The sequence below is a fragment of the Chryseobacterium ginsenosidimutans genome (assembly GCF_039536845.1).
Taxonomy (GTDB): Bacteria; Bacteroidota; Bacteroidia; order Flavobacteriales; family Weeksellaceae; genus Chryseobacterium; species Chryseobacterium ginsenosidimutans_B.
In genome coordinates this window covers 401,133-414,395 of sequence record NZ_BAAAZJ010000003.1, presented here as the reverse complement: position 1 = coordinate 414,395, position 13,263 = coordinate 401,133, and the positions used below count along the sequence as shown (strand labels likewise).

Here is a 13,263-nt window from a genome sequence, read left to right as displayed (position 1 = left end):
GTCATTCCAACGAAGGAGAAATCTGTTTTTATGTGAGGTGCTTCGACTCCGCTCAGCATGACATCTCTAATAAGAACTGTCAATTTTTTAATTTCAAATCTTTTAATCCTTTAATAAAGACCTTATCTTTGCACCATGAAATCATTGAAAGTCGTATTTTTAGGAACTCCGGAGTTTGCAAAAACTTCGTTGGAAGCTATTCACCAATCTCATCATGAAGTTGTCGGCGTTGTCACCGTTGCAGATAAAGCAAGCGGGCGCGGACAAAAAATCAATCAGTCTCCGGTAAAAGTTTTTGCTGTAGAAAATAATATTCCTGTTTTTCAACCTGAAAAATTGAGAAATCCAGAATTTTTAGATGAATTAAGAAAACTAGAAGCTGATGTTTTTGTCGTTGTTGCTTTCAGAATGATGCCTAAAGTTCTATTTGAAATGCCTAAAATTGGAACTTTCAATCTTCATGCTTCGTTACTTCCTGATTACAGAGGTGCTGCTCCGATCAATTATGCAGTCATTAATGGTGAAGAAAAATCGGGAGCAACTACTTTCTTTATTAATGAAAAAATTGATGAAGGAAATATTTTATTACAGGAGGAAATTCCGATCCTGGAAGATGAAAATGCAGGAAGTCTTCACGACAGATTAATGGAAATGGGTTCAAAACTGGTTGTAAAAACATTGGACGGATTAGCAGAAAATTCAATCATAGAAAAACCTCAACCGGAAGTTGAACATCCGAAAAATGCTTTTAAAATTTTCAAAGAAGATACAAGAATCGACTGGACGAAAAATTCAAAAGAAATTCATCAGTTTATTTTAGGAATGTCGCCTTATCCTGCTGCTTTTACAACGTTGAAAATCGGGGAAGAGGAAAAAGGATTAAAAATATTCGGAGGTAAATTTGAAGTTTCCAATCATGGGGAAACTGTCGGAAGTTTAGATATTTCAAAAAATGAATTTAAAATTTACACTCAAGACGGTGTATATTTTCCTTTAGAATTACAGTTAGAAGGTAAGAAAAGGATGAATATCAAAGATTTTCTGAACGGTTTCAGAAACTTTGATGAAATAAAAATGGCATAAAAGAAAAACCTTCAAGGTTTTAAAAACCTTGAAGGTTTAGTTTATTTATAATTGAACCATCTCTGTAACCTCAACATCATAACCTCCAACCTGAGGTTTGATATCCGGATTTTGAGTGATTACTTTAAACTTATTAATTCCAAGATTCTTTAAAATCTGAGTTCCGATTCCGTAATCTCTGTAATTGAAAGCCGCTGTCGGATGCTTTTGCTGACCATCCTGATAATTGATGAACTGCTGTAATTTTCTCAATGTATTTTCAGAATTTGAAACATTATTAATGAAAATAATTGCCCCTTTTCCAGCTTCATTTACCATGTTGGTTACTTTCTCCAATAAAGGTTTTTCACCGTTATTCAATCTTGTCAATACATCAAAGTAAGAATCAGAAGACTGCACTCTTACCAAAACAGGCTCATCAACGGTCCAGCTTCCTTTTGTTAAAGCAAAATGAATCTGATCATTAGAAGTTTCTCTGAAAGCACAGAAATCATAATCTCCGTAAGCAGTTTTTACTTTTCTTTCTTCAATTCTTTCGATAAGGTTTCCTTTTTTAAGCTGATAATGAATTAAATCTTCAATAGAAACAATTTTCATATCGTGCTTTTGGGCAAAAACCTGTAAATCCGGTAGACGAGACATTGATCCGTCTTCATTCATGATTTCGCAGATCACCCCACCTTCTTTCAAACCTGCCAAACAAGTAAGATCGATCGCAGCTTCTGTATGTCCTGCTCTTTTCAGCACACCTCCTTTTTTGGCACGAAGCGGGAAAATATGACCCGGTCTCATGAAATCTGTCGGTTTGGATTTTTCATCCATCAAAGCAAGAATTGTTTTTGCTCTGTCGCCTGCAGAAATTCCTGTAGAAGTACCATTTCCAAGAAGGTCAACCGAAACTGTAAAAGCTGTTTCTTTAGGATCGCTGCTTCTGCTTACCATCACTTCCAATCCCAATTCATCACATCTTTTTTCAGGAAGCGGCATACAGATCAAACCTCTTCCGTGAACTGCCATAAAGTTGATCAATTCCGGTGTTGTCAGTTCTGCAGCACAAAGAAAATCACCTTCGTTTTCTCTGTCTTCATCATCTACTACTATGATTATTTTACCATTTTTAAGGTCTTCAATAGCCTCTGGAATAGTATTTAATTTAATATCAGACATTTTTACTTTAAATTTTTGCAAAGATACTCATAAAAACAAGCATCTGCCAATTAATATAATCGGATTATTACGCTTTAAATATCGAGTCTTTTGCCTTTCTGATGATCCCATAAGACTCTAATCTTTTCTGATGATCGTAAATGTGAGAATTAATCATCAGTTCATCTACATTGAATTTCTCTTGAAAATTTTTCAACTTTTCTTTAATTTCCGACTGATCTCCGATAAAAGTATATTTCAATTTCTGCAGTACCATCGATTTTTCCATGGGTGACCAAATATCATCCATATCATCAACAGGCGGTGTAAAAGGTTTTCTGTCGTTTCTTACAATATTAATGAAAGCCTGAAATAAAGTCGTTGACATTTTATGAGCTTCTTCTGAAGTTTCTGCCGCCACTCCATTCACACAGGCAATGATGTAAGGTTCGCCTAAATATTTTGAAGGCTCAAAATTCTGTCTGTAAATATTAAAGGCCATTTCCATCTGTTCCGGAGCAAAATGTCCTGCAAAAGCGTAAGGAAGTCCCAATTCTGCAGCCAAAAATGCACTGTCTGTACTAGAACCCAAAATATACAAAGGAATATCCAAACCTTCTCCCGGAATGGCACGAACCAATGCATTAGAATTTTCTTTGGAAAAATATTTCTGTAATTCTAAAATCTGTCTCGGAAATTGCTGATTGATAATCGCAGGATTTCTTCCCAAAGCCTGAGCCGTCAAACCATCCGTTCCGGGAGCTCTTCCCAAACCAAGATCGATTCTTCCGGGAAAAAGTGATTCCAACGTTCCGAATTGTTCGGCAATGACTAATGAACTGTGATTCGGAAGCATAATTCCCCCCGATCCTACTCTTATCTTTTTTGTTCCGTTGGCAATAAAACCGATCAGAACTGAGGTTGCAGAACTGGCAATGCTTTCCATATTGTGATGTTCGGCGAGCCAGAATCTTTTATAATCTAAGTTTTCAGTATGGTTTGCTAAAGATAAACTGTCCTGAAAGGTATCGTGAATGGTCTTATTCTGTTTTACGGGAGCAAGATCCAACACCGATATTTCAAAATTTTTCATATTTTAAATTTTAGGTTTAAAAAACCAAACAAATTTAAAACTAATAAATTACATTAGTTACTTTTTGTAATTGATAGGATTGATGGTGTAGTTCAGGAAAAAACTATTGTAAAATTTCAAATCCCATTAATATTTTTTGTACTAAAATTCAATTTTTCGTTAGTATATTTGAATAAATAAAATTATTTCGTGAAGAACATTTTTCTTATTTTAATAACTCTAACTCTCTTAAATTGTAATAATAATGATAGTTCTAAAAATACAAAGGGAGAAACTATTACAGAAATTCAAAATATTAACCCTGTTAAAAAGCGACAGCCTGATAATTCAAAGTATTATACAACATTAGACACCATTTTATTATTACCTGAAACTGATGTTGCATTAAAATTAGAAAAAAAAGAATTCAATAAAATAATAGATTTTCACCCCGAATTCTTTGAAGATATAACTGAAAATCCAGATAAATTATACTATCTTTTTGGAAATGGTTTTGGAAGTGAAGTTGGAAAAGATTCTTATTTTATTTTGTATGCTTATTTTCTTAAACAGAAAAATGGTTCTGAAAAATATGCAGAACAACGAAAAAAACTTATTGATATTTATTCAAACATTAATTCCTTATTTCAATATCTTGAATATGGAGGAACATATTTTGTGCATCAGCATCCCAGGATATTAGGGTATGCAGAATATTCAATTTATTTATATCCAAAAAGTAAAGATGAGTTTCATAAAACATATGACATCTCAAAACAAAAAGACCTTTATTTAAAATCTTTAAGACAATTAATTGACGATGACAGTAAAATTGATTTTGACGCTACGAAACAGCAAAAAATTGAAAAAATATCATCAATGGAAAAAATAGTCAATGAGCTCAATCAATTAATTACAGACAATTTTTATCTTCGAAGAGCTCAAGAATTCCATTATAGAAATTATGAATATTATTAAATTAAAATCATGAAACCAAAAATAATGTACATCGAAAACAAATCCTACGGTCATCACGGACCAGCCTGGATTGGTTTTGTAGAATTTTCAAAATCCGGTCAAACAGTTTACTTTAATAATAAAGCTTTGAAAAAACTTAAAACTCCCGGAATTAGTGGAAATCATTTCGACATAGAAACTGGAGAAGAATATTGGATTTCCGGAGTTAAAAAGAACGGACAAGACAGACATTGGTGTGGAAACGGGAAAATTATGATCGATAAAAGTTCCATTGCTGAATATTTAAAATTGGTTGATTCTAATAATCTTGATGAAAAATATTTCACAATAATTGAATTCATTAAAACTGATAAAAATAGATTCAATGAACTTGAAAATACAGAAGTGGAATTAACAGATAGAGGTCGACACACGTGGTTTTGGGATAATAACAAAAGAAAACTCAGTAGTATTTAAAGACGGATTCCAAGTAAATTGAATCCGTCTTTAAAATTTATTTCGCTTTTTCCTTCTGATAATTAAAATGATTAATCAAAATTCTGATCTCATTAAACTCAAAATTACTTGGCAGCGCATTTTTCCATTCTGTTAACGTTTCGTGTGGGGTCTTGTAGAAAATATCTTCAAATGCTCTGATCTTATCCGAAGTAATCACTCTTGAAATATCCAGCAAGCCTTGTTCCGCAAATTTCGCCAGATGACCAATGACAGTCTCCTTTACCAAACCTCTTTCCAATGCAATCTCACCGATGGTTTTTCCCTGTTCAAATAACTGGAAAGTAAGAACCTGAGAAGGAACTTTTGCAATTTTCATGCTGATTTCCTTATCATTTTTTTCATCTAAAAGTTTAGTTTCCAATAGATGAACTTCTTTCAAACTGTTCAGATATTCTTCAATATCTTCAAGCCAGACTCTAAAGTCTTCGTTGTATTGTTTTAAACCTTTTGCACCTTTTATTTCCGCATAAAACTCTTTCAGCGGATTGAAAACTTTATCTCTTATCTCGCTAAAAAAGAAATTAACAGCACCTTTTGTTTTGTTTTCAATTTCGGACCATTCTTCTTTATTTTCAATAAAATTATTAACCTTTTGAGAAATAACACGGTCTAATTTTTCGAAAATCTTTCCAAGGTTTACAATCTCGTGTTTCAATTGCACATACAGCTGTTTTGTTTTTACATGATCGATACTCTTTGTAACAATAGAAAGATTATTCCAGTCTTCTACTTCTTTTAAAAGCCATTGAGAATCAACCGTCCGAAGCACTTTCTTGATGCTATAATCATATTTTTCTTTATTTAAAATCGCCTCAACATTATCATTGGCGTGAGTTTCACCCTGGAATTTTAAAATCCTGTTATCCTTAAAAATAACTTCCGGAGTAATTTTAGATTTTAAAACAATTCCTTCCAACGTCCGGCAACGCGACAATGCTACATAAACCTGTCCCGCTGTGAAACTTTTTCCGGCATCGATAATCACTTTATCAAATGTCAAACCCTGACTTTTATGAATCGTAACTGCCCAAGCCAATTTTATCGGAAACTGCTCGAAACTTCCTAAAACTTCTTCCTTAATATTTTTATCGGTATCAAGGAAATACTTTTTCTGTTCCCAAACTTCACGTTTTACGGTGATTTCTCTTTCGTTTCCATCGAGAATGACTTTAATTTCATTTTCATCCAACGCAGAAATTTCACCCAATTTTCCATTGAAATATTTCTTTTCTCCGGAAATATCGTTTCTGATAAACATAATTTGAGCGCCTATTTTTAATTCTAAAAACTGCTCATTCGGAAACTGATTTTCTTTAAATTCACCGAAAAGTTTTGCTTCATAACTTTTAGGATCAACTTTTATCTCCGTTAATTTTTCTTGATTGATTTCGTCCGCCATCTTGTTATGCGAACACAAGTAAACGTAAGATTCCGTTCCCATATCAAAATCGGGATCGTATCTTTCATTTAAATGATCAAAATCAATATTGGCAACATCTCCGTCACGAATTGCATTTAAAATTTCTAAAAAACTTTCATCAGACTGACGGTAAACTTTCGTTAATTCAATTGTAATCAATGGAATTTCCTTGATGGCATGACTGTCGAAAAAGAAAGGAGAATTATAATACATTTTCAAGATATGCTCATCTCTCACCACCGGCGGAAGCTGATACAAATCCCCAATGAACAACATCTGAACACCCCCAAAACGCTGATTATTTCTTCTGATAAACTGTAAAGAAAAATCCATCATATCCAAAACATCCGATCTCAACATGGAAACCTCATCAATGATAAGGACTTCAACTTCTCTTAAAAGTTTAAGTTTATCTTTTCTGTATTTGAAATGTGGCATCAAATCGGCAATATTATTCGCCAAACTTGTATCAATTCTGTCGGTTGTCGGCAAAAAAGTTCTGAGAGGCAGCCCAAACATCGAGTGAATGGTAACACCTCCCGCATTGATCGCCGCAATTCCCGTAGGAGCAACTACAATGTGTTTCTTTCTTGTGCGTTTTACAAAATCATTCAGGAAAGTCGTCTTTCCCGTTCCCGCTTTTCCGGTAAGGAAAATACTTCGGTTGGTATGTTCTATTAAGTCAAAAAAATGATTGTTCATCGTTGTCAAAATTACGCAAAATGAAATTTAAATCCATATCTTGGCACAACTTTTGAAAATATCTCAACAAAAATAATTTATGAAACTGTCTATTTTAGCTGTTTGTACAGTGCTTTTCATGGCTTCTTGTTCTTCAACAAAAAATGCCAACACCAATCTACCAAAAGACATTGCGGAAAGACCTGCAGACGAAAACAGCCAAAAATATGATCAGGCTCAATTAGATAAATTAAAAGCATCCATTGAATCTGAGGCTTCTAAAGAAAAATGTACCGACGCTAATGAATGGACATTTGCTCCGATGGGTGCAAAAGCTTGCGGAGGACCTCAATCTTATATTGCTTATCCTAAAAAAATGGAAGCAACTATTTTAAATAAAATCAATGATTATACGGAGAAAGTGAAAGCTTTTAATCAAAAATATCAAATCATGTCCGATTGTATGATGATTAATCCACCGACATCTGTAAAATGTGTAAACGGAAAAGCTGAACTGGTTTCAGCATAGATAATTTACCTGGAAGACTTGTTTAAAATATATAAACCCTATCTGAGGATTTTTTAATGTAAAAAGCTTTATCAAAATTGATAAAGCTTTTTATTTTTTTAATTGAAATATTATTTGTGAATTTTACCCTTCAACATGCTTTACATTTTCTTTATACCATGAAGAATATTTCACGTAATTATCTGCAATTCTGTTCACTTCACCCTCCAACAATAAAGAATTAATATCTTTAATTTTTCTCGCAGGAACACCACCCCAAACTTCTCCGGATTTAATATGGGTTCCCTGAGTAACCACAGAACCTGCTCCAACAATAGAATTTTCTTCAACCAGGCAAGCATCCATTACGATAGAGCCCATTCCGATTAAAACATTATCCTGAATTGTACATCCGTGAACAATCGCATTATGTCCAATCGATACATTATTTCCTATATTTAAAGGATGTTTCTGATAAGTACAGTGTAACATTGCATTATCCTGAATATTTACCTTATTTCCCATTTTAATATAGTGAACATCTCCCCTGATTACAGCATTATACCAGATACTGCAATCTTTCCCCATTGTAACATCTCCGATGATCGTTGCTGTTTCAGCCAAAAAAGTATTCTCCCCGATCTGCGGTGTTTTTCCTAAAAGTTCTTTTATTAAAGCCATTTCAATGTGATATTTTAATTTTATGATTTGAAAATGAATGAATTCGAAGATAAAACTTTCACCTGATAATTTTGAAATGATACCGATAGCAAAAATCTAACTTCCAACGTTTAGCTTCTAATTTCTAAATCCGTATTTTTGTAACTCAAATTTAAAGAAAAAATGCATACTATACTTATAGAACCAACCGAAAACCCGAAAGTGATGAAATTTGTGGCTGACTACAACCTGATTCCGGGATCTTTGGAGTTGGACAGAGATTCAGATATTTCAGAAATTCCTTTGGCACAGGAACTTTTCAATTATCCTTTCGTGGAAAGAATTTTCATTACAGCCAATTTTGTAGCGATTGCAAAACAGGATACTGTAGAATGGGAACACGTTGCAGAAAGCCTGAAAAATGTTGTTGAGGACGAATTGTTGGCGAACCCAAGAGTTTATCTTCAGAAGAAAAAAGAAATGTATCAGATTTACGCGGAAATGACTCCGAATCCGAATGCCATGAAATTTGTCTCAAGCAAATTATTAATGGATGGTTTTGTAGAAGTAAAATCGAGAGATGCAGTAGAGGGAGTTCCTTTAGCAGAAGCTATTTTTAAAGAATTTGATTTTGCTAAAGAAGTTTTTATTTCTGATAATTTCGTAGCGGTAACAAGAGATAATTCTGTAGAATGGCATCAGGTGATGATGGCTGTTCGTGGTTTTATAGCTGAATATCTTCAGAACGGAGGTGAAATTTCTAATATTGAATCCCAGAAACACGAAAATCCTGTAGAAAAGATCATCAACAGAGATTATACCGACGACGAACAGAAAATTTCTGATATTCTAAATGAATATGTTGCTCCTGCAGTAGAAAACGATGGTGGGAAAATTTCTTTGATGGAATATGATAAGGAAAATAAAACTGCAAAAATGCTTCTACAAGGCGCTTGCTCAGGCTGCCCAAGTTCAACTGCTACATTAAAAGGAGGGATTGAAAATATTTTAAAACAATTCGTTCCTGACTTAGTAGAAAGAGTGGAAGCTGTAAACGGGTAAAATTCGCTTATGAGAATATTTCTTCTTTTAATTTGTTTGAGCTTAAGTCTTTTTTCATGCAAAAAGGAACCTCAGCTGAATGACGGAATTCATGACGACCTTGTTGAAATGGGCGTTGCGAAAGACAGCATTCAGAAGATGGATACTATTCTGGAAAAATTAAACAAGAAAAACACAACCTTTCTTGATTATTATTTCCACAATTATTATGAGCTTGATAAAGAAATTCATGACGAAATAAAAAAACTAAAAGGGGAACAATTCGTATATGATGCTGATGAAGAGTATCAAAAATTATTCACAAAAACAGCTATTCAAAAAGGCGATCAATATTTAAAATCTTTGGGAATGACCGAAGAGGAAAAACATTTTGCGTTGGAGCTTTATATTTTACGTTTAAAGAAAAAATATGGTCCGACAATTGATGAAAGAATGAGAAATCTAAATTAATCATGAAGGGAATTCTATTAGTAAATCTGGGATCGCCGAGATCTACGGAAGTAAAGGATGTAAAAGAATATCTTGACGAGTTCTTGATGGATGAAAAAGTAATCGACTACCGATGGATTTTCCGTGCACTGTTGGTTCGTGGGATCATCTTGAATACAAGACCTGCAAAATCTGCCGAAGCTTATAAAACGGTTTGGACGGATGAAGGCTCTCCTTTGATTGTTATTACCGAAATAATTCAGAAAAAACTTCAAAAGCTGGTTGATGTTCCTGTAGAAATCGGAATGAGATATGCTCAACCGAGTATTGAAGCGGGAATTCAGAAATTAGTTGATAAAGGCGTTACTGAAATCGTACTTTTCCCTTTGTATCCACAATATGCGATGAGTACAACGGAAACTGTGATCGAAAAAGCTGAAGAAGTAAGAAAAGAAAAATTCCCGGATGTAAAAATTAATTATATTCAACCTTTTTATAACAGAGATATTTATATTAACTGCTTAGCAGAAAGTATCAAGGAAAAACTTCCTGAAAATTTTGATGCTTTACAGTTTTCTTATCACGGAGTTCCGGAAAGACATATTTATAAAACCGATCCTACAAATACATGCAATTTAAACGATTGCTGTTCCCGCGAAAGCAACCCGAGTCATCAGTTTTGTTACCGTCATCAATGTTTTGATGTTACCAATTCGGTAATTAAAAAATTAGGACTACCAAAAGAAAAGGTAATGGTAACGTTTCAATCGAGATTGGGAAAAGATAAATGGATGGAACCTTACACAGACGAAACCCTTGAAAGCATTGGCAAAAAAGGCGTAAAAAACTTAGCGATCGTTTGTCCTGCTTTCGTTTCAGACTGCCTGGAAACATTGGAAGAAATTTCTGTGGAAGGAAAAGAACAGTTCTTACACGGAGGCGGAGAAAATTTCCATTACATCCCATGTCTTAATGATGAAGATCGATGGATTGAAGTTGTAAAAACTTTGTGTGAAGAAAAGCTCAATGAATTTTATTTAGTTTAAAAATATATAAAACCTCCAGTGATGGAGGTTATTTTTTTGTCAATATTTTTTTCAGTTCAAACCTTGAGGATTTTTCTATTCTACTTTCAATTCAATAGGATTGTATGTATCATATGATTTTCTCATCCTTCTACTGAGTTCTTTAATGGTTTCAGGATCTGTTCCTTTTAAGACTTCTGAATAATCAGTTGTCAGAAAAGAATCCTTTCTCCATTGATAGACTTTTTCCTTCTTGACAGGTTTTACGTTTTTGTAAGAATTGGCAAACCTGCAAACTCCTTTTCTTTTTTTGAAGCTGTATAATTTGTAATGAAAATCATCTTTAGTATCATACAATTCCACAATAAGACCAGGCAATTTACTGAATTTATAAGGCCCGAAATTTAACGGAATATTAGGGTTGAAATAAGCTATCCAATTTCTTCCGTATTTGGTAGTCACCGCTTTCTGGCATTGGGCATTCCCAATTTTTTTAAATTCGTTCACCAGCTTCCACTCTACATTGTTTGGTTCTTCATACGAAACAAACGCGCTGGAAATAGGAGTTGTTACGTATATATTTCCGGAAGTAGTACCTATATTTTCAGGATATTCGCTTTGATAATTAGAAAAAGTTTTGTAATCTGTAAGACCATCTCCCGTTTCTTTTATTTTTTTATAATATTTCAGAGAATCTCCTACATGAACATTCATACTTTTAAAATAAGATTCTTTATCATTCATCAGCAGAATAAAGGTGGTGAGCTGGCTCTTTGTATTGGGCAGATTAAAAACCTTATAATCTAATGTATATCCCGCCTCATATTCCGAAGAAAAACTTTTTTGAGCTTTTGCAAAGAAAATAAAAAAGGTGAGAATTAAAAATAATATTCTTTTTTTCATAAATGTAAGTAAGAAAGGCTATCCTGAGACCAAGATAGCCTAAATTTCATTATCTTTTAAATTATTAATTAACCGAACTTATATAGTAAACAATTCTTGTTGGAAAAACTCCGCAAGCATTAAAATTAAGCTGAGTTAACTGAAAATTTACAGCTTCTGGTGTCATATTTTGAGGATTAACTTGAAAAACCAATCCACAAGAAGTTCTGAAAGGAAAAGCGCTCGCAAGTGTTCCGATAACGACAGCGCCAATAATAAATACTTTTTTCATAATAAATGTCTTTTTGTTCTCAAATTTAAAAAAAGCCAAGCCGAGAACTTTTACTTAACTTTTGATTAATTGTTTTTATTTTATCCGATAGCAAAATAAATGTAAATTGTTATATTTACCTATTAGAAAATGAATAACTTTAATTAGAAAACAAATAATTTATAATAATGGCTGTCGGAAGAAAAATATACAAACTTCGTGAGGAAAGAAAAATGTCCCAAACAGAATTGGCGCATTTATTAGATGTATCCCAAACTACGTTGCACAATATAGAAAGTGAAAATTCTAAGAAAATAGATTTTGCATTGATGGATAAAATTTGTAAAATTTTCGATAAAGATTTTTCTTATTTTACAGATGATACTGTTTTTAATAATAATGTAACAGGTGAAAAATCGACAGTGGCTTTGATAAATGGTCAAAATCACGGAACCGTAAATATGTGTCCCGAGAATTTTATTGAAGAACTGAAGAAAATTATTGAGGACAACAAGAAAAAGGAAGATAGAATTGAAATATTGGAAAAAGAAATTGAATTTTTAAAAAAATTATCAAAAGAATAAATTTATATGCAAATTAAGGCTTAAAAATACTTACAATTTCACAACTCACCTCCTCTACCTTACCCATCAATCCATCATAATTTCGGAAACGGAGGTTATTTTTTTAATTGTATTGAATTCATTATTTACAGATGCTTCGACAGAGCCCAGCATAACATCTCTAGTACTACCACTCTCTTTTAGCAGCATATTTTTAGTGTTGTCGTGCTGAGCTCCAGCGAGACATTCAACAAGCTAATTAAAAATATATTTTTTCACACCACCCCCCCTTTATTCTCTGCAAGAAATTTAAATTAATATTAAATTTTACAAAACACCCCTATTATTTTTAAATAAAATATTAAAATTTAAATATTTTTCATACCTTTACCCCATCAAAGAGCACAAGTAACCTTAAAATTTTAAAATGATGAATGCAACTGCCGAAATTTTAAAAACAAAAATTGAAACCTTCACTCCGGAAATCCTGGAGGCTTTTGCAAAAATGATGGAAAGCTTTGAAGTGAAAAACAAACCTGTCATTCAACAGTTTTATTTGGATGAAATTTTATACAGAATTCAGTTTCACAACGAAAATCCTAAAACGAAATTAGATTTTTACGAAAACATTTCGGAGCTGAAAAAGTATTGCGCTTAAATGAAAGTTCTTTTATCATCTATTGCAAAAAATGACATAAGACTGCTTATGCGGGTTTTCGATGCAGAAAAAGACAATAAAGGAATAGATTTTTTGGAAGAATTAAAAGAATCCATCAATGAAATTTCTCTGCAATCGGAAAAATCTCAGGAAATTAATATCAATACAATGAAAAGCTTTCCTGTCAATATTCATTATATTTTTGAAAATGAAGAAATCTTATTCGTGACTGCTATTTTCAAAATTTAAACACGATTTTCCAGACTATTATTATATTAAACCTTACAGGATTTTTCTGTAAGGTTTTTATTTTAATTTTTTCTTTCT

General features: G+C 32.9%; 16 protein-coding genes. 10 read left to right on the top strand and 6 right to left on the bottom strand.

Annotated elements, in window-relative coordinates:
* Nucleotides 1–135: 135 nt before the first annotated feature.
* Entirely contained in the window at nt 136–1,083 is a 948-nt protein-coding gene (gene fmt / locus ABD745_RS01900; protein WP_344824330.1) for a methionyl-tRNA formyltransferase, read from the top strand.
* A 45-nt stretch (nt 1,084–1,128) separates the two neighbouring features.
* On the opposite strand, the gene ribB is transcribed toward fmt, so the two are convergent.
* Together ribB and ABD745_RS01890 are read right to left on the bottom strand one after the other, a co-directional pair.
* Nucleotides 1,129–2,250 (bottom strand): 3,4-dihydroxy-2-butanone-4-phosphate synthase, encoded by a 1,122-nt coding sequence (ribB, locus tag ABD745_RS01895; RefSeq protein WP_344824327.1) that lies wholly within the window; start codon nt 2,248–2,250, stop codon nt 1,129–1,131.
* Between the two features lie 67 nt (nt 2,251–2,317).
* Entirely contained in the window at nt 2,318–3,322 is a 1,005-nt protein-coding gene (locus ABD745_RS01890) for an LLM class flavin-dependent oxidoreductase (RefSeq protein WP_344824324.1), read from the bottom strand.
* Nucleotides 3,323–3,511: 189 nt separating this feature from the next.
* Here ABD745_RS01890 and ABD745_RS01885 point away from each other — a divergent pair, with 189 nt between their 5' ends.
* Together ABD745_RS01885 and ABD745_RS01880 are read left to right on the top strand one after the other, a co-directional pair.
* On the top strand, nt 3,512–4,279 hold the full coding sequence (locus ABD745_RS01885) for a hypothetical protein (RefSeq protein WP_344824321.1): 768 nt from the start codon (nt 3,512–3,514) through the stop codon (nt 4,277–4,279).
* A gap of 9 nt (nt 4,280–4,288) precedes the next feature.
* Entirely contained in the window at nt 4,289–4,735 is a 447-nt protein-coding gene (locus ABD745_RS01880) for a hypothetical protein (RefSeq protein WP_344824318.1), read from the top strand.
* A 37-nt stretch (nt 4,736–4,772) separates the two neighbouring features.
* Here the strand turns inward: ABD745_RS01880 and ABD745_RS01875 are convergent, their stop codons facing one another.
* Entirely contained in the window at nt 4,773–6,899 is a 2,127-nt protein-coding gene (locus tag ABD745_RS01875; RefSeq protein WP_344824315.1) for a helix-turn-helix domain-containing protein, read from the bottom strand.
* 79 nt (nt 6,900–6,978) lie between these two features.
* On the opposite strand from ABD745_RS01875, the gene ABD745_RS01870 reads away from it, so the two are divergent.
* Complete coding sequence (locus ABD745_RS01870; RefSeq protein WP_344824312.1) at nt 6,979–7,407, top strand: outer membrane protein assembly factor BamD; 429 nt, start codon at nt 6,979–6,981, stop codon at nt 7,405–7,407.
* A 123-nt stretch (nt 7,408–7,530) separates the two neighbouring features.
* On the opposite strand, the gene ABD745_RS01865 is transcribed toward ABD745_RS01870, so the two are convergent.
* Nucleotides 7,531–8,067, bottom strand: coding sequence for a gamma carbonic anhydrase family protein (locus ABD745_RS01865; RefSeq protein WP_344824309.1), 537 nt, complete (start codon nt 8,065–8,067; stop codon nt 7,531–7,533).
* Nucleotides 8,068–8,229: 162 nt separating this feature from the next.
* Between ABD745_RS01865 and ABD745_RS01860 the strand changes: the two genes are divergently transcribed.
* Genes ABD745_RS01860 through hemH form a run of 3 tightly spaced genes read left to right on the top strand, consistent with a single transcriptional unit; the run spans nt 8,230 to nt 10,583 of the window.
* The gene (locus ABD745_RS01860; protein ID WP_344824306.1) at nt 8,230–9,108 is read left to right on the top strand and encodes a NifU family protein; all 879 of its coding nucleotides are present in this window, start codon (nt 8,230–8,232) and stop codon (nt 9,106–9,108) included.
* A 9-nt stretch (nt 9,109–9,117) separates the two neighbouring features.
* Nucleotides 9,118–9,558, top strand: coding sequence for a hypothetical protein (locus tag ABD745_RS01855; RefSeq protein ID WP_344824303.1), 441 nt, complete (start codon nt 9,118–9,120; stop codon nt 9,556–9,558).
* Between the two features lie 2 nt (nt 9,559–9,560).
* Nucleotides 9,561–10,583 carry a ferrochelatase gene (hemH, locus tag ABD745_RS01850; RefSeq protein WP_344824300.1) on the top strand — a complete coding sequence of 341 codons (1,023 nt, stop codon included), beginning with the start codon at nt 9,561–9,563 and terminating at the stop codon, nt 10,581–10,583.
* 75 nt (nt 10,584–10,658) lie between these two features.
* Here hemH and ABD745_RS01845 read toward each other — a convergent pair whose 3' ends face one another.
* Both ABD745_RS01845 and ABD745_RS01840 read right to left on the bottom strand, forming a co-directional pair.
* Nucleotides 10,659–11,465 carry a GLPGLI family protein gene (locus tag ABD745_RS01845; RefSeq protein ID WP_344824297.1) on the bottom strand — a complete coding sequence of 269 codons (807 nt, stop codon included), beginning with the start codon at nt 11,463–11,465 and terminating at the stop codon, nt 10,659–10,661.
* Nucleotides 11,466–11,529: 64 nt separating this feature from the next.
* Nucleotides 11,530–11,736, bottom strand: coding sequence for a hypothetical protein (locus ABD745_RS01840; protein ID WP_344824294.1), 207 nt, complete (start codon nt 11,734–11,736; stop codon nt 11,530–11,532).
* 167 nt (nt 11,737–11,903) lie between these two features.
* Between ABD745_RS01840 and ABD745_RS01835 the strand changes: the two genes are divergently transcribed.
* The 3 genes from ABD745_RS01835 to ABD745_RS01825 all read left to right on the top strand — a co-directional run bounded on the left by ABD745_RS01835 (nt 11,904) and on the right by ABD745_RS01825 (nt 13,185).
* Nucleotides 11,904–12,299, top strand: a complete 396-nt coding sequence (locus tag ABD745_RS01835) for a helix-turn-helix domain-containing protein (RefSeq protein WP_344824291.1) — start codon at nt 11,904–11,906, stop codon at nt 12,297–12,299.
* Nucleotides 12,300–12,705: 406 nt separating this feature from the next.
* Nucleotides 12,706–12,936 (top strand): hypothetical protein, encoded by a 231-nt coding sequence (locus tag ABD745_RS01830; RefSeq protein ID WP_344824288.1) that lies wholly within the window; start codon nt 12,706–12,708, stop codon nt 12,934–12,936.
* Entirely contained in the window at nt 12,937–13,185 is a 249-nt protein-coding gene (locus tag ABD745_RS01825; protein WP_047399533.1) for a hypothetical protein, read from the top strand.
* Nucleotides 13,186–13,263: the final 78 nt, after the last annotated feature.

Excerpts from the sequence above, each read along its gene's own strand:
- fmt (WP_344824330.1), top strand. The coding sequence starts at position 136 with ATGAAATCATTGAAAGTCGTATTTTTAGGAACTCCGGAGTTTGCAAAA.
- ribB (WP_344824327.1), bottom strand. The coding sequence starts at position 2,250 with ATGTCTGATATTAAATTAAATACTATTCCAGAGGCTATTGAAGACCTT.
- ABD745_RS01890 (WP_344824324.1), bottom strand. The coding sequence starts at position 3,322 with ATGAAAAATTTTGAAATATCGGTGTTGGATCTTGCTCCCGTAAAACAG.
- ABD745_RS01880 (WP_344824318.1), top strand. The coding sequence starts at position 4,289 with ATGAAACCAAAAATAATGTACATCGAAAACAAATCCTACGGTCATCAC.
- ABD745_RS01875 (WP_344824315.1), bottom strand. The coding sequence starts at position 6,899 with ATGAACAATCATTTTTTTGACTTAATAGAACATACCAACCGAAGTATT.
- ABD745_RS01870 (WP_344824312.1), top strand. The coding sequence starts at position 6,979 with ATGAAACTGTCTATTTTAGCTGTTTGTACAGTGCTTTTCATGGCTTCT.
- ABD745_RS01865 (WP_344824309.1), bottom strand. The coding sequence starts at position 8,067 with ATGGCTTTAATAAAAGAACTTTTAGGAAAAACACCGCAGATCGGGGAG.
- ABD745_RS01860 (WP_344824306.1), top strand. The coding sequence starts at position 8,230 with ATGCATACTATACTTATAGAACCAACCGAAAACCCGAAAGTGATGAAA.
- ABD745_RS01855 (WP_344824303.1), top strand. The coding sequence starts at position 9,118 with ATGAGAATATTTCTTCTTTTAATTTGTTTGAGCTTAAGTCTTTTTTCA.
- hemH (WP_344824300.1), top strand. The coding sequence starts at position 9,561 with ATGAAGGGAATTCTATTAGTAAATCTGGGATCGCCGAGATCTACGGAA.
- ABD745_RS01845 (WP_344824297.1), bottom strand. The coding sequence starts at position 11,465 with ATGAAAAAAAGAATATTATTTTTAATTCTCACCTTTTTTATTTTCTTT.
- ABD745_RS01840 (WP_344824294.1), bottom strand. The coding sequence starts at position 11,736 with ATGAAAAAAGTATTTATTATTGGCGCTGTCGTTATCGGAACACTTGCG.
- ABD745_RS01835 (WP_344824291.1), top strand. The coding sequence starts at position 11,904 with ATGGCTGTCGGAAGAAAAATATACAAACTTCGTGAGGAAAGAAAAATG.
- ABD745_RS01830 (WP_344824288.1), top strand. The coding sequence starts at position 12,706 with ATGATGAATGCAACTGCCGAAATTTTAAAAACAAAAATTGAAACCTTC.
- ABD745_RS01825 (WP_047399533.1), top strand. The coding sequence starts at position 12,937 with ATGAAAGTTCTTTTATCATCTATTGCAAAAAATGACATAAGACTGCTT.